This window comes from Lysinibacillus sp. NPDC097868 (assembly GCF_044761135.1).
Classification (GTDB): Bacteria; Bacillota; Bacilli; order Bacillales_A; family Planococcaceae; genus Lysinibacillus.
Genome location: NZ_JBIWBS010000006.1, coordinates 82,889 through 103,222, shown reverse-complemented (window position 1 = coordinate 103,222; position 20,334 = coordinate 82,889). Strand labels below are relative to the sequence as shown.

19 protein-coding genes and 1 riboswitch are annotated in these 20,334 nt (G+C 36.6%); of the genes, 7 read left to right on the top strand and 12 right to left on the bottom strand.

Annotated elements, in window-relative coordinates:
* The first annotated feature begins 154 nt into the window (after positions 1-154).
* The 3 genes from ACIQXJ_RS22080 (at position 155) to ACIQXJ_RS22070 (ending at position 2,409) form a co-directional block, all read left to right on the top strand.
* Entirely contained in the window at positions 155-1,390 is a 1,236-nt protein-coding gene (locus ACIQXJ_RS22080) for an aminopeptidase (protein ID WP_403057704.1), read from the top strand.
* Positions 1,391-1,532: 142 nt separating this feature from the next.
* Positions 1,533-1,667, top strand: a complete 135-nt coding sequence (locus ACIQXJ_RS22075; RefSeq protein ID WP_401013685.1) for a hypothetical protein — start codon at positions 1,533-1,535, stop codon at positions 1,665-1,667.
* A 181-nt stretch (positions 1,668-1,848) separates the two neighbouring features.
* Positions 1,849-2,409 carry a beta-class carbonic anhydrase gene (locus ACIQXJ_RS22070; RefSeq protein ID WP_340822317.1) on the top strand — a complete coding sequence of 187 codons (561 nt, stop codon included), beginning with the start codon at positions 1,849-1,851 and terminating at the stop codon, positions 2,407-2,409.
* Between the two features lie 120 nt (positions 2,410-2,529).
* Here the strand turns inward: ACIQXJ_RS22070 and ACIQXJ_RS22065 are convergent, their stop codons facing one another.
* Entirely contained in the window at positions 2,530-3,606 is a 1,077-nt protein-coding gene (locus ACIQXJ_RS22065; RefSeq protein WP_403057701.1) for a helix-turn-helix domain-containing protein, read from the bottom strand.
* A 136-nt stretch (positions 3,607-3,742) separates the two neighbouring features.
* Here ACIQXJ_RS22065 and ACIQXJ_RS22060 point away from each other — a divergent pair, with 136 nt between their 5' ends.
* Positions 3,743-4,492, top strand: a complete 750-nt coding sequence (locus tag ACIQXJ_RS22060) for a class I SAM-dependent methyltransferase (protein WP_403057698.1) — start codon at positions 3,743-3,745, stop codon at positions 4,490-4,492.
* A 302-nt stretch (positions 4,493-4,794) separates the two neighbouring features.
* Here ACIQXJ_RS22060 and ACIQXJ_RS22055 read toward each other — a convergent pair whose 3' ends face one another.
* Together ACIQXJ_RS22055 and ACIQXJ_RS22050 are read right to left on the bottom strand one after the other, a co-directional pair.
* Positions 4,795-5,382: a GNAT family N-acetyltransferase gene (locus ACIQXJ_RS22055; protein ID WP_403057695.1), complete on the bottom strand. Its 588-nt coding sequence runs from the start codon at positions 5,380-5,382 to the stop codon at positions 4,795-4,797.
* 113 nt (positions 5,383-5,495) lie between these two features.
* Positions 5,496-6,329 (bottom strand): polyphosphate kinase 2 family protein, encoded by an 834-nt coding sequence (locus tag ACIQXJ_RS22050; RefSeq protein WP_403057692.1) that lies wholly within the window; start codon positions 6,327-6,329, stop codon positions 5,496-5,498.
* A gap of 207 nt (positions 6,330-6,536) precedes the next feature.
* Here ACIQXJ_RS22050 and ACIQXJ_RS22045 point away from each other — a divergent pair, with 207 nt between their 5' ends.
* Positions 6,537-7,250, top strand: a complete 714-nt coding sequence (locus tag ACIQXJ_RS22045) for a hypothetical protein (RefSeq protein WP_403057689.1) — start codon at positions 6,537-6,539, stop codon at positions 7,248-7,250.
* A 47-nt stretch (positions 7,251-7,297) separates the two neighbouring features.
* On the opposite strand, the gene map is transcribed toward ACIQXJ_RS22045, so the two are convergent.
* The gene (map, locus tag ACIQXJ_RS22040; RefSeq protein WP_401013667.1) at positions 7,298-8,053 is read right to left on the bottom strand and encodes a type I methionyl aminopeptidase; all 756 of its coding nucleotides are present in this window, start codon (positions 8,051-8,053) and stop codon (positions 7,298-7,300) included.
* Positions 8,054-8,308: 255 nt separating this feature from the next.
* Positions 8,309-8,869 (bottom strand): energy-coupled thiamine transporter ThiT, encoded by a 561-nt coding sequence (gene thiT, locus ACIQXJ_RS22035; RefSeq protein WP_403057686.1) that lies wholly within the window; start codon positions 8,867-8,869, stop codon positions 8,309-8,311.
* A gap of 121 nt (positions 8,870-8,990) precedes the next feature.
* Positions 8,991-9,098: riboswitch (TPP riboswitch) on the bottom strand.
* Between the two features lie 128 nt (positions 9,099-9,226).
* Here thiT and ACIQXJ_RS22030 point away from each other — a divergent pair.
* Together ACIQXJ_RS22030 and ACIQXJ_RS22025 are read left to right on the top strand one after the other, a co-directional pair.
* Entirely contained in the window at positions 9,227-9,559 is a 333-nt protein-coding gene (locus ACIQXJ_RS22030) for a magnetosome magnetite crystal formation protein family (protein WP_403057684.1), read from the top strand.
* Positions 9,560-9,587: 28 nt separating this feature from the next.
* Complete coding sequence (locus ACIQXJ_RS22025) at positions 9,588-9,710, top strand: hypothetical protein (protein WP_255639590.1); 123 nt, start codon at positions 9,588-9,590, stop codon at positions 9,708-9,710.
* Positions 9,711-9,891: 181 nt separating this feature from the next.
* Here the strand turns inward: ACIQXJ_RS22025 and ACIQXJ_RS22020 are convergent, their stop codons facing one another.
* The 7 genes from ACIQXJ_RS22020 to ACIQXJ_RS21990 form a co-directional block, all read right to left on the bottom strand.
* Entirely contained in the window at positions 9,892-12,972 is a 3,081-nt protein-coding gene (locus ACIQXJ_RS22020) for an AAA family ATPase (protein ID WP_403057682.1), read from the bottom strand.
* Positions 12,969-14,126, bottom strand: a complete 1,158-nt coding sequence (locus tag ACIQXJ_RS22015; protein WP_403057679.1) for an exonuclease SbcCD subunit D — start codon at positions 14,124-14,126, stop codon at positions 12,969-12,971. Before ACIQXJ_RS22015 ends, ACIQXJ_RS22020 begins: the two co-directional genes overlap by 4 nt.
* A 697-nt stretch (positions 14,127-14,823) precedes the next feature.
* Positions 14,824-15,756: an SGNH/GDSL hydrolase family protein gene (locus tag ACIQXJ_RS22010; protein WP_403057676.1), complete on the bottom strand. Its 933-nt coding sequence runs from the start codon at positions 15,754-15,756 to the stop codon at positions 14,824-14,826.
* Between the two features lie 32 nt (positions 15,757-15,788).
* Positions 15,789-17,018, bottom strand: a complete 1,230-nt coding sequence (locus tag ACIQXJ_RS22005) for an aminopeptidase (protein WP_403057673.1) — start codon at positions 17,016-17,018, stop codon at positions 15,789-15,791.
* Position 17,019: 1 nt separating this feature from the next.
* The gene (locus ACIQXJ_RS22000) at positions 17,020-18,168 is read right to left on the bottom strand and encodes a DEAD/DEAH box helicase (RefSeq protein WP_403057670.1); all 1,149 of its coding nucleotides are present in this window, start codon (positions 18,166-18,168) and stop codon (positions 17,020-17,022) included.
* Positions 18,169-18,315: 147 nt separating this feature from the next.
* Complete coding sequence (gene cuyB, locus ACIQXJ_RS21995; protein WP_403057667.1) at positions 18,316-19,017, bottom strand: cysteate racemase; 702 nt, start codon at positions 19,015-19,017, stop codon at positions 18,316-18,318.
* Positions 19,014-20,243 (bottom strand): carboxylate--amine ligase, encoded by a 1,230-nt coding sequence (locus tag ACIQXJ_RS21990; protein ID WP_403057664.1) that lies wholly within the window; start codon positions 20,241-20,243, stop codon positions 19,014-19,016. Before ACIQXJ_RS21990 ends, cuyB begins: the two co-directional genes overlap by 4 nt.
* Between the last annotated feature and the right edge of the window lie 91 nt (positions 20,244-20,334).

Below are 20,334 nucleotides of genomic sequence, written 5' to 3'. Positions count from 1 at the left end.
TTCCATAATTTAAATAAAGATATTATATAGTATAAATGTATTTCACTAATTTTTCGATGAAATAAATGCTTTTTATTCACATTTCGACCATATTTGATTATATTGAATTAAGAATAATACACTAAATTGTCTATAATCGAGAGGGGTTAAGAATTTGTTATTATCATTTAACACAAAATTACTAAGATATGCCGAATTAGCTGTGAAAATAGGTGTAAATATCCAGAAAAATCAATACCTTTATATGAGTTGTTCGACCGATAACTTAAAATTAGCAGAAATAATTACTAAAATTGCCTATGAAAATGGTGCAAAACAGGTTTTTGTCGATTTATCGGATGATAGACTTGTTCGTACACGCTATGAAAAAGCACCAAAAGACTCATTTGATTTCTTCCCTCCATGGAAAATTCAAGAACGTGAATGGCTAGCTGAGCAAGGTGCAGCCTTTTTAAGTATCGTTTCACAAAATCCTGACCTTCTAAAGGATATAGATCACGAAAAAATTATGACTTTCCAAAAAGCCTCAGGTAAAGCACTAGTCAATTATTATAATATGATGCAGGCAGACAAATTTAGCTGGACAGTTATCGCTGCTCCTTCTAAACCTTGGGCAGCTAAAGTATTCCCACATCTACCAGAAGAACAACAAGTGGATGCCTTATGGGAAGCAATTTTTGCAGCAACACGCACAGACCAAGAACATCCTGTAAGTGCATGGGAAGCACACGATTTACAGCTACATAACAAAGCTGACTACTTAAATGGGAAACAATACAAATCCCTTCGCTATACAGCTCCAGGTACAGACTTAACGATTGAATTACCAGAAAAACATGTATGGACCGGTGGTAGTAGCGTCAATACACAAGGACAGACATTTATGGCCAATATGCCAACTGAGGAAGTTTTCACAGCACCTCTAAAGACAGGTGCTAATGGCTATGTATCAAGTACGAAGCCTTTAAGCTATGGCGGAAATATTATCGATAACTTTAAATTAACATTTAAAGATGGCCGTATTGTCGATATACAGGCTGAACAGGGGCAAGAGATTTTAGCGTCGCTAGTAGCGACAGACGAAGGTGCTCATTATCTTGGAGAAATAGCACTTGTTCCACATCAATCACCTATCTCGCAATCAGGGTTATTATTTTACAATACATTATTCGATGAAAATGCTTCTAACCATTTAGCAATAGGTAATGCCTACGCATTTTGTATTGATGGCGGCAAAGAAATGTCTTCGGAGGAACTACTGAAACATGGTCTGAATCAAAGTTTAACGCATGTTGACTTTATGATTGGCTCAGCTAATATGGATATTGATGGCATTGCAGCTGATGGTCAAATTGAACCGATTTTCCGCAATGGTAACTGGGCCTTTTAAGAAAATAGTCAGTACTATTAATATTATTCTAGGCTAGGTATCTTATGGATGTCATAAATTATCCTTACATTTTCCTAGCAACCTATTGTATAATTAGTATAGTTCTTATAGTAGATTATTTAAGTAGAGAGGAGCTTTTATTATGTTCATCACAACTGTACTTGGCTTTTCAGCCGTATTATTAATTTCTACAGGATTCTTCATCCACTACCTACAAGTTGGTTTAGATACTAAATCTTCAGTAACTATAGACCCACAACCAAAAGAAAAATATTAATCATATTAAAAACAGCTACTTTACGTAGCTGTTTTTTTGCATATATGGATTGCCTTATAATTCGCTAATTAACTAAGCAAACTTCTTTTTTTTTCATAAAATTGCATGAATATTGTTATTATTATTTGCATATTTACGTTTTTGCTCTAAAATATTTCTGTAGGGAAGGGAGCAAACTTTCATGACAATGTTAAATGATATTTTAAAGTTTAATGAAGATTTCGTTCAAGAAAAAAAATATGAGCCTTTTATTACAACTAAGTACCCAGATAAGCGTATCGTTGTTTTATCTTGTATGGACACTCGCCTTGTAGAACTATTACCAAAAGCGATGAACTTAAGAAACGGCGACGTAAAAATTGTAAAAAGTGCTGGTGCTTTAGTAAGTCACCCATTTGGTGCAGTAATGCGTAGTTTACTTGTTGCTGTTTATGAACTACAAGCTGATGAGGTGTATGTAGTTGGACATTATGACTGTGGTATGAGCGCAGTTGATCCAGATGCAATGCTTAGCAAAATGGTTAACCGAGGTATCAAACCAGAAACTATTAAGATGATGGAATACTCAGGTATTGATTTAAAAGACTTTTTACGTGGTTTCGGCGACGTAGCGACTAGCGTTAAGAAAAGCGTTGATACGATTCGTAATCACCCACTAATGGTACAAACTGTACCTGTTCATGGTTTAGTAATTGATCCGAATACTGGTCGACTTGATTTAATCGACGATGGTAGCAAATAATATACAAAATTAACTGAGCTTACTTATAGCTCACTGTTCTATTGGCAGACAATCATTCAATAAAAAAAAATGTGTCTATTGTATCGAAAGGTCGAACGATAGACACATTTTTTTGTTGCCCTATTTAATTTTATTTATAAGCTCTACATATTGTGTGTCACCATAGCCTACTGTTGGAAATAGAGCAAATAATTGCTTCAATAATTCGGTTGTTGGCACATCTTTATTTTTAGCAATAAATTTTACTACTGCATTATCTTCGTTTAGCATATCTAAATATATGCTGATTGCCTGATACATTACGGGTAGTACTTCGTTAGACGGCTTATTGTGGTTGACCAATACTTCGTTGTATACAGCATCATAATGTCCTAATTGAAGCTCAGTTTGATTAACTTTAAACTCGTCCTCCCTGAAACTATTTAAGAACACTTTCCCTTCATAGCCTGACTGTTCAAGATAAGACAATATAGTCAGAAGGTTCATTTGACAAAACATGTCTTCACCAAACCATAAAACGATACATTTATACTCTTTGTTAAAAAGACTCTCTAATGGTGCAATTACCTTCTGAATATAATTCTCTATAGAATCATGATGTCCGTCAGCTCGTTTGTTTATAAACGCTTTATTAAAAACTTGTGTAGTAGTGGCGTTTACACACATAGCTTCATTAAATGGAGCGTAATCGGAATCCCCCATTAGTCTATTATTCTTAAATTCCTCATACATCATTTGTCCGTTCAAAATGTTAAGTACGTCCCTCTCAAACAACTCCCTTTTCGTATTTTGTAACCGCTCTACCTCAACTTTTTGATTAACATTCATTCCATACCATTCTCCGTCTTTATTTATAGTGAGTTTAACAATTGACTGAACAGGCAACTTGTTAAGTTGATATTCTTTCGGGCTAATACCAAAAATAGTTTTAAAGGCTCTGCTATATGCTTCCTGTGAAGAATAATCGTACTCAAAGGCGATGTCAATTATCTTCCTGTTTTGCGTCAAATCTTCTGTAGATAAATACAATCTTCTTAGATGAATATACCGTCTTATACTTATACCTGTTACTTGGTGAAATTTAAAAGAGCAATAGTAAGGGGAGTAGCCCATGAAATTAGAAAGCTCATTTAATGAAAATTGATTTTTTAATTTACCTTCAATCCACTCAATCATAATTTGTATCTGTTCATCCATTTATTCACCCCCCAATAAAATTATAAGTAGCATCCATTTCTTTTATATGATATTTCTTGTGTTTTTTAAAAATAAATTAACTAAATTATGTATAATAATACTATAAATTGTAAAAATAATTTAGTTGGAGGAACATATGCAAACTTATCATTCTATTTCAGCAGAAGTTTATAATCTTGATAAACCAATTGGCAGTTCGTTTGGAGATGTTGAATACTATAGCCAAAGACTTTCTCATGTGAAAGGAAAAATATTAGAGCCAGCTGTTGGAACAGGCCGTATTTTAATTCCATTACTTGAGCAAGGATTGGCAATTGAAGGTTTCGATCTTTCCGAAGAAATGTTAGCGTACTGCCGAGACAATTTAAAGATGGCAAATAAAGAAGCAAACATCTTTCTAGCCAATATGGAGACCTTTAAGTCAGAACAACAATATGAAGCAATAATTATCCCAGCAGGAACATTTTTATTAATTGATGACGATGAAAAGGCTTTTCATATACTAACTAATTTTTATCATCATTTAAAATCAAATGGGAGATTAATAGTAGATTTATTTTTGCAACCCGATTTTAGTGAAGGTAGCTCACACTATCGAACGTTTACAAACAATCAATGCGAATTAATTACATTGCAAGTAACACAATCTGAAATAAATTATATTAATCAAACGACTACTTCGCATCATCGCTACGATAAATGGAAAGATGGTAAATGTATCGAAAGCGAATTTGAAATTTTCACTTTGAAATGGTATGGGATCAATGAATTTAAAAGGCTTCTAATGCAAATTGGTTTTAGAGATATCGTTATTTCAGCTGACTATTGCTATCAGCAATACCCAACAAATCGAAATCAAGTCATAACATTTGAAGCTGTTAAATGACTTTCAATGCCAAATGAACATCTAAAAAATGTGGGTGGGACAATACTTTAAAATTTTATAAAGAGTGAGCACTAGTTGTTGGTAGCGGAGGTGGCGACTCCTGCGGGAACGCACAAAACGTAAGACGTAACAGACCGCGCGTAGCGAGGGTTGCGGCTTACGGTGTGCCCGCGGAAAGCGCCCGCCGTAGCGGACAACAACGGCATTGCAAAAAAAGTGTTAAATTGATTGTAGTCAATCTAACACTTTATCTCTTTTACCATTGCCACATTTGCACTTTTTAATAGCTTATAGCCTATTCATCATGATGGCTCTAAGCGGGCATACATATAGTGATCTACCCATTGGCCATTGATGTACAATAATTTTCTTAACAAGCCTTCTCGTTGAAAACCTGATTTTTCTAAGACGCGGATAGATGCATTATTTTCAGTTGATACATAAGCCTCCACACGATGTAATCCTATTTGTTCAAAGGCAAATTGCACAACTAATTCTACAGCTTCTGTAACGATCCCTTTTCCAACATAGATTTCATCCATTGCGTAACCAACAAATGCACTTGAATACGGTAAACGTTTGATAGCGTACAACGAAATGTGTCCTATTAAATTATTTGTACCTAGCTCATATATACCAAATGTATATTCCCTCTTCGAGTTCATTAAATATAAACTTTCTTGAATTTTTTTATATTGTGCATCAACTGTATAGTATTCAGGACGCTGTAACGGCTCATATGTAGACCAAAAATATTTATTTCGACTTACAAGACCCATTAAGCTTTGTGCATCTTTTTCTTGGAATGTGCGAACGTAGCATTTTCTCCCCTGAATCGAGACCACATTTCCACCCTTTTTCCTTAATAAATTCCAAATTTTAAGCACCATTTCTCCCCCACAAGCCTTCCGATAAATGTCAATACATATTCATTGTATGTAAAAAAAGATGCTGCTACAACTAAAACAGCCTTGTCTTGTTATCACAGCATCAGTCAATTTATTTACTTGTTTTTACTTGTTTTTACTTGTTTTTTAGAATGTATTTGTAATTCAATACTTGATGATTCAGCGTCTTCTATATGGGACTTATCTAAAACATTTGATAGATGTAGACCTCTTTTTTGTGCCTCGCGTTCAATATGTGCAAGTGTTTCTTGTAGCACCTGTACTCGTGCATGTTTTTTATCGTTTCCTGCCACCAAAATCCAAGGAGCATTTTTCTTATCTGTTTTTGCAAACATTTCATTTGCCGCTTCTATATACTCAGGTGTTTTCTCACGATTTCTCCAGTCTTCATCTGTTAACTTCCATGATTTATATGGATCCTGCGCCCGCTCATTAAAACGCTTCAACTGCTCTTCATCTGACACATGTAACCAAAATTTTATAATAATGTAGTCTCCAGCAGTTAAAATCTTTTCAAAGTTGTTAATCTCTTCATAAGCACGAGACCATTCATCCTTTTTTGCAAATCCTTCAATACGCTCTACTAGCACTCTTCCATACCAAGAACGATCGAATATAGCGATTTGTCCATGTTGCGGTAACTTTCTCCAAAAGCGTTGCAAATAGTTATAGCGTAGTTCGTGAGGCTGTGGAGCTGAAATTGGATGGACTATGTAACCTCGTGGGTCTACACGTTCAATTAGACGTTTAATGGCGCCACCCTTACCTGCTGCATCCATTCCTTCAAATACTAGAATAAGTCCGATTTTATTGTTTAGTAAAAATTGCTGTGCATTTAACATTTCGTATTGAAGTACTTTTAATTTCTTTTTATATAATTTTTTATCTAGTTCAATCGATAGGTCAAGATTTTTAAGATTTTGAGCCATAAAAATTCCACTCCTTCAAATTGGTTATTTCTATTGTACTAAAGAAATATTTGGATGCATATTCAAATGGTAAATTGTAGATTTTTTAAAGCAAATTCATATGATACATTGTAAGGGTTTTCCGCTATAATAAAATAGATATTATGTGACAGTCATATACTTATTTGTCTTTTCCCTATACAATTTAACACGAAGGGAGAGGAATCCTTGCCTAAGTTTATTTTAATGACAATAACCTTTATTGTCTCGCTCATCCTAACCTTTTCATCCTATTTCATAAAAATAAATGGTCAATCTTCGTTAGAAATCTCAAATCGTTTTCCCGTAATGTTTGCACCTATTAATATTAGTTATATGATATGGATATTAATTTACATTTTACTCGCTTATTGGTTAGTTATGAATTTTCAAAAGACATCTATTAAACAGACTGTTCTCTTTAGCAATGTATGCATTTTACAGGCGCTCTCTATTTTATTTTGGCATTATGAATTATTCATCGTATTTTTCTGTTGTTCCGTAATTTTAGTATTGTACTTGTTTATCCTTTACAATACTTACCCGCATACAAATAATGCTTTAACTGGTCGTTTGCCCATTTCAATTTATTTTGCCTGGTCTACATTTATCATGATGACAAATGCAAGTTTTACGCTAACATCTTATGAATGGCATGGTTTTGGACTTAGCAATCCACTTTGGGCAGTTATTTTACTGTCAATTGGTGTAGCCATCGCCTTACATATTCGCTACTATCATTTCGATATTGTTTATCCTAGCGTGTTTATATGGGCTTATATTGGCATTGCATTCCATAATAACCTTGATGAATTACTTGTGACGACAGCGGCTTTATTTTTATGTGGCGTCCTAATTGTTGGTATCCTATTTGTCAAAAAAAAACCTGCTCACCGAAAATAAATCGGCAAGCAGGTTTTTCATTTAGCCTTGTTTATCACTTGGCTATTTTATGCTTCATCTAACGAAGTTAAAATGATTGGTTTGTCTTTTGTAACAATAATAGAATGCTCAATTTGGGCAACTAATGATTTGTCAGGTGTAACAAATGTCCAGCCATCACCAGCTTCAACGATATGTTCTGCTTTCGCAGAAATAAATGGCTCAACTGCTAGCACCATACCTTCTTTCATAATTGTTGAATCCCAAGCATCGTAATAATTTAAAATATGGTTTGGCTCATCATGCAATGAACGACCTAATCCATGACCTGTTAAATTCATAATAACAGTTAAATCATTTGCATAAGCTTCACGCTCTACAGCTTTCCCAATTTGGTTTAATTTAGAACCTGCTTTTACTTTTGTCATAGCGCGATCAAAGGCACTTTTTGCTACGCGGCAAAGTTTTTCTTTATCCTCGTAACCTGCCCCTACTACAAATGAAATACCTGTATCTGCAAAATAGCCATTTAGAGAACCGGATACGTCAATATTTACAATATCCCCTTCTTGTATAACACGTTGTCCTGGAATACCATGGGCAACCTCCTCATTGACACTAATACAAGTGTATCCTGGGAAATCATATTCACCTTTAGGACCAGAAATAGCTCCTGCTTCAGCAAACATGCTGCCTGCAATTTCATCTAATTCAAGTGTTGTCACACCCGGTTTTGTAGCTGCCTTCATTGCCTCACGAATTTCTGCACAAATACGACCAATTTTTTTAAAGGCTTCAATTTCTTCTTGCGTTTTTACAATCATTTTTAACGTCCCTTTCATCTAATATCTATTCATTAATATAACATAACTTTATATGTCCATAACGCCAAACGCTTTAATTATTCTATGCCAACATTATTTCATAAGTACCATACAAATAAAAAACAGACCTTTTTAGAAGTTCTTCGACTAAAAAAATCGACCAAATTAATGTGGAGACCTTGAATTATATAAAAAAATAGCATACTAAGTAACACTTAGCATACTATTTTCACTTTTAGGACAGTCTTATAGTGTTTAAGATTTCCGCTGCATTAATTGTGGCGCAGCTGTAAATAATAGCACACCAACAATTGCTGTTAAAATTGTTGCTGGAAGCATGTATGTTCCATTGTATATGATTGAATAAATCCATGCGTTTTGCTCACCTGCATATTCTGCAAAAAATACTGCACCTGCAATTGTATGAGCTAAATAACGTAGGAAGCCTGCTAATACCGTACCGATTACAATGTAAAGGGCCATTTTCTTTTTGTTTAAGGCTATTGTCGCTTTAAATACTGGTCCGCGTACTACTGCCGCTATTCCAACTACTTTAAAAGCTACCCCGTAATCTAGTAATCCTTGAAGCCAATGCACAATGTACGAGTTAAACATCGTTTGCATAACACCAATCAGTAAACCTGTTGTTAGCCCAGCAAAGAGACCCCAACGAAATGCCATTAAGATGATTGGTATCATTACTAAGCTTACTGAGCCACCTTGTGCCCATACTTTAAAGGAAACTTGATCGAGTACAAGTCCTACCGCTGCGAAAATTGCAATTTCCACCAGCATGAGTAATCTTTTTTTGTCCATATTATTATTCTCTCCTTTGTTCCGATGTAGGATACAAGAGCAGGAATAGAAATCATTTTGAGATGCATGTCAATCCGGCATAAAAAAACGATGCCAGGACAGAGCCTCACATCGTAAAAGTGTCGGTTTCTATCCACATCCCTACGCAAGCGTTAACTTACAGGTTCGAAGAGTAAAGGCATTACGTGCCCAGTCTCAGCTGACATCATCAGCTCCCCTTGTGGTCGTTACATCTAATTTTTTTGTTGAACACCCTCATTGTACGCAAACACTTTTGCAATTACAACCTTTTCAACATTAATTTTTTTGAAACTTTCGAGTTTTCTATGCGTAAATAATTAAAAAGGAGGGACTACTATGGAGAACCAAAAAATTTTATCTGCCTTTAGTTATCTCAGTATTTTTTTTGCACCATTTATCGTTCCGTTAATCGTTTATTTTGTATCAAAAGATAGTGATGTCAAAAGACACTCCATCAAAGCACTTATTTCCCATTTAATACCATTTGTCTTTGGTGTCATTTTCTTTATCGTCTTTATATTTTCTACTATGTCATTGAACACGTTTGATCCTTCTTCTAATGGGAATACATTTATTATCATATGGTTTGTATCTTTTGGTATTTATTTACTCGTTTCATTAGGCATTGTCATTTGGAATATTGTTCAAGCTGTACGAGTTATCCGTTAAAATTTAGTACTAAGGAGCTGTCGTATTTATGAAAGTATCAAAGGTAGTTAAAACTGCTATAAAATTAGCGCCCATCGTTATTCCGATTGTCAAAAAAGTGGTCGCAGCAAAAAAAGGAACTACACCAAACGTAACGACACACAAAAAATAATAGCCAAGAGGCTCCTATAACGTAAAAACCCACTTCGCTTTCCGGCGGCGCAGCATTCTTTAAGCCGCAGGAGACTTTGTGGGTTTTTACTTTGTAAAATTGTTTGAGTGACTGGCACTTTTGTTTGTCTAACCCTACTGGCAGTGCCATAAAAATTCAGAATTATTTGAGTGACTGGCACTTATTTTACTTCAAAATGGGTTGTACTATGTCCGCTCAACGTTTTTTCAACGTGTAGTACTGCCGGCATTGCAGCCTTTAACTCTGCCACATGTGAAATAACACCAATCATTCTTCCAGAGTCTTGTAAATCAATTAGCGTATCAATCGCTTTATTTAACGCTTCCTCATCCAATGAGCCGAAGCCCTCGTCAATAAACATTGTTTCGATACGAATATTGCCTTGGAAGCTTTGAATTACATCGGCCATACCTAATGCAAGACTTAGCGATGCATTAAACTTCTCTCCACCAGATAATGTTTTGACATCTCTTAATTGATCTGTATATGCATCATAGACATCCAGCCCAAGCCCACTTTGCTTTGCATGTTTCTCTAACCGATCTGAACGGCGCAGTTCAAACTGTCCATTCGATAAATGGAATAAACGAATATTTGCAGCCGCGGTAATTTTATCTAAATAATTGATTTGAATATAACGCTCAAAGGAAAGTTTTTTCGGATTTTGACCATTCAACACTGTGTAAAGCTCTTTTACACGACCTGCTTCTTTTTCAAGGACACGGATTTCCTTTGCCGTTTCCTCTACTTTATCAATAAAGTCCGCACATGCCTTTGCATAGTTTTGCGTCTGTTGTAAGGTTTTAAATGCTTCCTCATATGTGGCACGGAGCATCTCAAGCTTTTCCTCTAATACTGCTAGATTTTGCTTCTCTTTTCCTTCAAGATGCTTTGCTCCATCTTCAATTTGTTGCTGTAAGGAATGTAGTTGTAAGGCATAATCACGACATTCTTTACGTAAATCATCAATTTGACTAATGCTACGCTTTGCAGCAGCATAGTCTTCATAGGTTGCAAAACCAACATCTTTCATGCTTACTAAAAACTGTTCACGCTTGTCATTCAGTTTATTTAGCAATTCCTCATATGCTGTTTTAGCTAGTTCTTCTGCCATTGATGCTTTATTTATTGCTTCCTTAGTCGCTTGTAAGTTTTGTTGTATTTCGTTCCAAGCTGCCTGTAACGCCATTTTTTGCGATCCCACATCAGCAATTGTTTGTTTTAAAGCTCGTAATGACTGTACGTGTTCTGGTATTTGCTTTTGCTGTTCTTCTACAATCGCTTGCTGTTTTATTAACTCTTTCGATTGCTCTGCAAAATGTTGCTCTAATTGTAATTGTTTTTGTTGTAGCTGTTCATTTTTTTCGCGTTGCCCCCTTAGCTTAGCTCGCGCGACAGACAGTTGGTCATTCACTATTTTTAAAACAGTAACTTGTTGTTCAATAGTGTGTAAAGATGTTGTTAGTTCTAATCGATCAGCTACTGAAATATGATAAGCATCTAATTTTTCAATTGCCTCTTGAAGCAATTTTTTAGTCGATTTTAACGTCGCCTCTTGTTCCAAATATTTACGCTCAATTGCATTGGTCATCGCTCGTAAAGATTCTAGCTCCGCCTCATCTACTACTTCTAACGGTTCTCTATGTGTTAGTTGATGTGTTGTGCTACCGCAAACAGGGCATGAATCTCCGTCCTTTAACTTAGCTGCTAATATGCTTGCCTGACCGGTAATCCATTGCTGCTCTTTTGTTTGCAGTGCTTGCTTACTTTCTTTGTATTGTTGATGTGCATTATTAACAGCTTGCTCAGCTACTTCAATCGCTCGCTCATATTTTTCAATTTGGGCTAATAGTGTTACTTGCTCTTTCAGTAAGGGAAGCTGTTCTAAATAGCCTGCATATGGTTCCATCTGTTTTTCATATTGCTCAATCGTTGCTGTTAATTGTCGAACTTGCATTTGTTCTTTTTCTAAAATATCAAGATTATCAGTTACTGCACGCTTGGAACTTTCGACAAGCTGTTCTGTTATTTCTAATTGTTGCTGATTACTTTCAAATGCCTCAAATTTCGGCACCAATGCTAATAGCTCTATTTCGCGTTGCAATATTTGCTGACGCTCAGGCTCTTTTGCTTCTTCCTCTGTATACATATGTTGCGATTTCTTCAGCTGTTCTACTGCATTTTGATGATTCATTGTAGCTTGCTGATAAAGTTGTTTTTTACGATCTTGCTCTGTCCGTAAATCTACACATTGTTGTTCAAGCATAATGAGACGATCTGCTTGCTCAGCTAACTGTATTTCCTGTTCCATAGCTGTATACTTTTCTCGTTGTTGCATCAGCAATTGCAAACGTGCTTGCCGTTGTGCCTGTTGATCGAATTGTTCATTGAGCGCCTTTGCCATACTGTAATATTCTTGTTCTTTTTGATGATTTGCATAAGCTTCTTCATAGCGCATTTGTTCCGCTCGGATACTAGCACTATAAAAGAATTGCTCCTCCTCAAGGGCATTTTTTAGCTGATGCATATTGTCGGTATTATTGCTTATACATGTAAACAGTGTTGATGATCTGTGTGGTAAAGCGCCTGCAATTTGTCCAAGTAAATGCTCTTTTAATTGCTGGGCTCGTTCTAAATCCTTTTCTGCTTCTTTTCTTTTAAGATCAAGCTTTTTTGTCATTGCACTGAAACGATCCGTTTTAAAAATCTTACGTAAAATCACTTCTTTATTGGTAGAATCTGAAGTTAAAAGTTTGCGAAACTCTCCTTGTGGCAACATTACAATTTGACTAAATTGATCTTTTGTCAGCCCGATAATTTCCAGTAACTTTTTATCTACTTCATTTGTTTGCTGCTTTTCTACAATACTAAAGTCAAATTTACCATCCTTCATTTCTGCTAATTCAACTTTTTTTCCTGTAACACTTTTGTTTTTTGCTTTAACATGGCCCGGTTGACGTACAATTTGATAAACTTTACCTCTCATTTCAAAAACTAATTCTACTGAAGTATAAACATCATCTGCAGCAAAACCGCTTCGAAGCATCGCTGTATCCTGACGATCTTCTCCGCTTCCTGATCCATAAAGTGCATAACAAATGGCATCAAAAATTGTCGTTTTACCAGCACCTGTTTTTCCTGATATAGCAAATAATCGATAATCACCAAGCTGTTGGAAATCAATAATCTCTGTATGCTTATAAGGACCGAAAGCAGTAATAGTTAACTTGAGTGGTTTCATCGAACTGCCTCCCGTTCCTCTTCTAATAATTCCTGTAGCATATCTATAAATAAACGCTCAGTTTCTGAGTCAGGCTGTTCACCCAAAATATCAGCATAAAATCCTCGAAATAAATCAATGTCCTCTACTTTTTCCATTTCAATTGCTTGTATTTCATGGTCTTCTTGCATTCGTGACGCTTTTCGTTCAATATGCATCGCATGTGGAAATACTGTACGAATTCGCTCCATCGGGGAAGCAACGGGTGTTGTGTCTGTTAAACGTACGAAAACATAATCATCACATGGTGGTAGTTTTAATAAATCGTCCATCGAGCCCTCTACCACTCGTAGATCACGTCTTGGCACAAGTTTTTGTTTAGTGACTTCTACGTTTCCACTTGCATCAAGTTCTACAATTAGAAAGCCTTTTTCATGTAAATGTTCAGACAACGAATATTTTAAAGGAGAACCCGCATATCGAATCGATTCATTCAATACAAAATGGGCTTTATGGAGATGACCCAGTGCTGTATAGTTGAAATGTTTAAATAGCGCTGCATCCACACAATCAGACCCACCGATAGATAGTGGACGCTCTGAATCACTCGTGTTCTTTTCCTCATAGCCGTATTTCGTCACAAATGCATGTCCAATAAAAACATTACGCTTTGTTGTATCCATCGTTTGTTTGATATGTTCGATAATTTTTTGCATTGCATCTTGATGTGATTGAATCGTATCATCTTCTAACATAGTACGGACTGAAGCTGGCTCTGCAAACGGCACAAGGTGAAAATGGACCTCACCGAATTCGTCGGTTAGTACTATAGGTGATTGTTCTTTTGTGAACCGTCCTACTATATGTAATCCACTATCACGCATTACACGACTACCAAAATTCAATCGACCTGCACTATCATGATTTCCGGCGACCGCTAACACAGGAATTTTCTTTTCCAGTACAATTTCTGCTAAAACATCATTCAGTAAATTAACAGCCTCTACAGGTGGCATTGAGCGATCATATAAATCTCCTGCTACAATAATTGCATCCGGTTTTTCTTTATCAATGGCTTGCATAAATTGTTGTAAAATATAGTGTTGATCCTCAGTCATATACATCCCTTGTACAAGCTTGCCTAAATGCCAATCGGCTGTATGGAATAATTTCATTGTATTTGCGCCTCCTGTCTTTTTCTTTTATTTTATTTTATCATGCATTTAACTATATTCTTGCTTTAAGAGAACATCTTTTATTTGGTAAAAGTCTCAATTGTTTCAGTGCCTGTCACTTGGCACGGGCACTTAACAATATTTCAGTCTTCTATTTCGTAAAAATCCACTTCGCTTTCCGCGGGCACCGTGTAAGCCGCAACCCTCGCTGTCGCGCGGATTGTTGCGTCTTACAACTGGTGCTGTTCCCGCAGGAGTCTTCGTGGATTTTTACTAAGATATTAGAAACGCCCTACTAACAAATTTCAGAATTGTTTTGGTGTCTGGCACTCGTTACAGCACTTGGCACGGGCAACCTAGCAATATTTCAGCATTCTCTTTCGTAAAAATCCACTTCGCTTTCCGCGGGCACCGTGTAAGCCGCAACCCTCGCTGCCGCGCGGATTGTTGCGGCTTACAACTGGTGCTGTTCCCGCAGGAGTCTTCGTGGATTTTTACTAAGATATTAAAAACGCCCTACTAACAAATTTCAGAATTGTTTTGGTGTCTGGCACTTGTTAAATTCAGAATTGTTTCGGTGCCTGGCACTTTATGAAATAAAAAAGCATGCTAAGTTACTTGAATTGCCTCTAATTAGGAAGCAGTTCATTTACTTAGCATACTTTTTTACTTTGCAGCTTTTTGTATCTTTCATGTCCTAGATTCGTTGTAGTTGTAAACGCTGATTAGCTCTGGCTTTTTCTATGAAAGTAGCATAGCCAATAAAGCCCTGAATGTTTCTGACGGTTGAAACTTTCTCCTGTTTCGCTTCTACTGAATTTTCTTTGGACTCTGCCCGTTTCTCTAATATTTCCCGAAATGTCTTTGGATTAGGCTTTGGTAATTCAGTTGTAGAGATTGCTAACATATCACTACCACTATAAGATTTTAAAAAGGCATTCGCCATTTGACGATAACCTTCAAAATTAGGATGGACATCTGCAATATTTGGCAAAAACTGAGTAGCTTGCAATCCAAAAGCATCGTAGACATTAATGTAAGTCATCCCTACCCGCTCAGCTTGTTGCTTTAAAATCGTATTTAACTTCATGAGCTGTGCATTTGTTCCCTCTTTTTGTGTTGGATGCACATTTGGATAGGCAAAATAATAACCCATGACGTACACTTTCGCATTGGGTGCACGTAATTTTAACTCTGCTAACATATCTTCCATATTTTTTCGGGCTACATTTAAAGCGTAGTCTACCTGAAGCTGCGAAAACGCTAATGTACCAGCCGTTGGGTTGATCTGCACAAGACGTAGTAAATCATTAGCACCTGCTGAAATTGTAATAAGTGTTGCGTTTGCTAATACCTCACTTGCCTCTTCTGATTTTACTCGCTCTAAAACGTCCGCTGTTGTGAAGCCTGGGAAAGCGAGTTCTTTTGTATAGTGACCCAGTTGTCCCATCTTTACTAAACGTAACGCGATAAAATCACTATAGCCTGCATCAATTTCCTGATACGGTGTTTGACCAGCAGCCAATGAATCGCCAAGTGCCACATAATTTTCAGCACGTGCAAAAGCAGATGAAACACCGAGTGTCAACGAAAGTACTGTTATACTTACTAGGCTCAATAGTCGTTTCATCTGCTCACCTCACATTTATTTACGTTAGTCTACTAAAAAGCCCAGCTACCCTTACGGAAAATCGGCTCCACAGTACCATCTGGTAAAATACCGTCAATATCCATATCACCGCTACCAATCATAAAGTCCTCATGTGTAACTGAAATATTCGCCCCTAACGCTTCCAGTTGTCCATTTTCTAAATCTCTTCCACCTTCTAAACAAGTTGGATAAGCTTCGCCGATAGCTAAATGGTTTGAAGCATTCTCATCGAATAATGTATTGAAATACAATATCTCTGAAGCTGAGATTGGGGACTCATGTGGGACAAGTGCTACCTCTCCTAAATAACAAGAACCCTCGTCGACTGCAATTAACTCTTGTAAAAGGTCTTGCCCTACTTGTGCTTTCGCTTCAATAATTTTTCCTTCTTCAAATGTAAGCTTAAAGCCGTCAATAATATTGCCTTGGTAAACTAATGGTTTTGTATTGCTAACATAGCCATTTACGCCTTGCTTCATTGGCAACGTATAAACTTCCTCCGTCGGCATATTAGCGATGAAAATAGTATCATCAGGAGTTTTACTGCCACCTGTAAGCCATTTATGCTGAGGTGCTAATGCGATCGTTAAGTCAGTACCTGGTGCAGTATAATGAAGCTTTGCATACTTTTTATTGTTCAGTAATGTAGCGCGAGATTCTAAATTTGCAACATGTGTACGCCAGTTTTCAACAGCGTTCCCCTCACCAATATGCACCGTTTTAAAGATGGCTTCCCAAAGAGCTGGTACTTGTTTTTCAACTTCTAAATTCGGGAATACTTTTCCCGCCCACTTTTGTGAAGGTACTGCTACGATAGACCATGCAATTAAATCCTTCATGACTGCATTACGATAGTTTTTCAATGCTGCGCCTGATACCTTTTGATGTGTTGCTAAACGGTCTGCTGGAATACCAGTTAATTTATCTGGATCCGCAGCATCTATCCATAATAATGCCCCTTTGCGTTCGATTAGCTCATCACGCATTTTAACAACCCATTCTGGAAAACGATTAAATTCCTCATCAGACGCATGCTCGAAATAAGCACGGTCCATTTCATCATCTGAAAAATTAACATGAACACGACCAGCTCCAGCTTTGTATGCCTCCTTCACCACTAGACGAGCAAAGTCTAAAGCTTCCACCGATGTATTCACTAATAAGTATTGCCCTTGTTGAATATTGACACCAACCTTAACCGCTAGTTCTGCATATGCCTGTAATTTTTCTTCAAATGTCATATTAGTTCCCTCGCTTTTGTCCAATTGTTTTTGAATTACCTTCTACGAGCTTGCCATCATGCCATACCTTCTGCACTGGTTTGCCTGGAATTTCACGTGTCCACTTTTTATACGTTTTTTCATCATGGTATGATAACAATGTTAGTACTTCACCATCTGCACCTGCACGACCAGTACGACCAGAGCGATGCAAATACTGTTCAATTGTACGTGGAACATCGACATGAATAACATGTGTTAAACCGGCAATATCTAAACCACGCGCTGCAATATCTGTGGCAATTAAAACACGCGCATCTCCTTTACGAAATGCGTCTAAAGCTTTTTTACGTTCTTCCTTTTTCATGTCAGAATGTAATGTCACAATTGGTGCTGAACGATATTGTAGCTTCGTTTCTTTCATTAGCAATTGATCGATATTATTGACGAAAGCAAGGGCACGTAAACCTTCTGTATGTGATAGTCTACGTAGGAAGTCTGTTTTATCACGTTCTTCTACTTTCAAGAACGAATGCTCAACTTTACCAAACTTCACCATATCCTCAGGTTTAATTTTAAAGCGTAATGGCTCAAACATCATACGGCTTGCGACTAATTCAATTTCCTCAGTAATTGTGGCAGAAACAACAACTACTTGGCGACCGAACGCTGACCCTTCGATAAATGATTTCACCACAACGCGATACTCGCGGCTTAGCAGCTGATCACACTCGTCTAAAATAACTGTTTCAATTTCTTTTAACTTTAATTTACCCGAACGCACTAATTCATTTAAACGACCTGGTGTACCAACTACGATTGTTGGCTTTTTCTTTAGCTTTTCAATTTGTCGTGCAGAGTTTGCACCACCAATAAGTTGTTGTACGGTAATATCAGTACCCGCTATCCATTCACGAATTACTTCGACGATTTGCATTGCTAATTCCTGAGATGGCGCAACAATCAGACCTTGTGTTTGCTTTTTCGATCCATTTACTTTATTAAGTAAAGGCAACACATAGGCCAATGTTTTCCCTGAGCCTGTTGGTGATTCTGCTACAATATCTTTGCCTTCAAGCATTGCTGGAATCATTTCTTCTTGAATTTTCATTGGTTCTTCAAAGTTCCATTTTGCTTGTAATTCTTCTTTTAATAAATTTATTACTGACATGTTAATTCCCACCTTATTATCCTGCTTGACATTAGTTTAACACACTAGCTGTGCACAAGCATTTTCCTTCTATATATTGTGCAATACTCATTCATCTTTTAGACATGGATTAAAAAAGCTCACCTTTTACAACAGGTGAGCCAAATGTTACTCTACTAATTCATAGCCGCATGCTAAAATAGCACATTCAGCTAAAACGATTAATGAATCTATATATTTGTCACTTAATTTTAAGTCTCGATTGACGATTGATAACTCTGTACAGCCTAGTACGATACGATCACAATTCAAGGCTAGCATCGCTTCTTCGATAGGTAGCCAATCTTCTTGTGTAACATCCTTACCAGCCTTCACATAATCGTAAATAATCGCCATTACTTTTTCTTTCATTTGATCATCTGGTATTACTGGTATAATGCCAAACTCCTCTAATGCATCTTGATACATGCGTGACGTTAACGTACCTGTTGTCGCTAAAATACCAACACGCTTTGCCCCTAGATCATTTGCACGCTTTGCCGTTTCACGAATCATGTGTAACACAGGAATTGGAGAGCCTTGTGCTATTTCATCATAAAAGGTATGTGCCGTATTACACGGAATGGCAATCAAATTTGCTCCAACAGAGGCTAGTTTTTTTGCATCCTCTATTAAAACTGGAACAGGGTTTTCTTTTGTTTTATCTAATATAAAAGCCGTTCGATCAGGAATATTTGTATCATTATCAATAATGGTATGTACATGCTCCTGATCTTTTGTTGCCTTTGTACGTCTTACAATCATTTCGCCGATAAACATTGTTGCCAGTGGACCGACGCCACCAATTATACCTAAAGTTTGTTTTTTCATGAGTTAGACAGACCTTTGTTGTTAAAATATTTCTTGTATTTGCGATAGAAGCTTAAATTATCAAGCGTTACATTCAACCAACGCTTCGCATTCATATCTTTATAATTAAAAATAGAATCCGTTGCTAAACCTTGTCGAATCAAACTTTTAGCTTCAATTACAAGTTGTTCATTTAATACGTATTTAAATAATACACCATTAGGCACAATCGTCCAAAGGTGCTTGTTCTGCACATATGTTAGCTGCTGTTTACTTCCCCGAATAAAATCATCCGCTACATACTGCATTAAATTATAGCCGCTTGCTGTCACATAATAATTCGATAGTTCATTATGTAATTCCATACTTAATAATTTGTACAGTCCATCACGTTCATCATATTTCATATCAAATGTAGCAAAGCCTTGAAATTGTAGCGCCTCAAGAAACGTTTTAACACAATCCATTAGTTCCTTGTCATAAGTCGTCATAATGGCGACATAGCGTCCAATACCGTCCGGTGAATGCTCTTCTAAAATCGGGTTCCCTACAGATAGTAGCTTGACTTTGTGATCTTGTCCAACATAAGCATTTACAACACGCATATTGGCATCTTCACCTGGAATATATTGTTGCACCATTAAATCATCACGGTAGGCAGATTCCTTATATATTGCGTGAAAAATAGCATCTTTTTCATCTTCATTATGTGCAGTATATACCTTTTTCTTACCAGGGAAAATACAACTTGCGTACTTTGTCATATTCATAGGCTTAATGATAACAGGATAGTCAAATGTCTTTAATTGCTCGTAGTCATTTACCGTACAAACATGCATTGCAGGATAATGGAAGCCATACTCTGCACAAAGCTGATACATACTTTCACGCTTTAATAATTGATTGGCAAGTGGTTCATCGACATAGGGAATAACAAAAAAACTCGATAATTCATCTTTGTGCTGCACAATTTTCTTTACATAAAATTCATCACAAGCTAAAAGTAATAATTTCTTTTCTGAAAATTCTTCTGCGATAGCTTTTAAAGCAACAACAAAGCGCTCTTCAATATGCAATCTTGGTACTTCACGAAAAGTTAATAAATCACTTTGTTGAATTTTTTCCATATTCGTATGATTTAATGCAAGTGGTTTAACGCCATAGGACTCGTAAAATGCTCGCGCCATGCCGTAAGCATTCATTTCATCGCCCAATAAAACTGGTAAAAAAGCGTGCTCAATGGCCATTCTACTCAACTCACTTTAGCTTTTTTATTAGTGTAACATATTTTACTGCAGTCAAAACTACGCTCCAATAGCTTCTCTAATATAGAGCGCT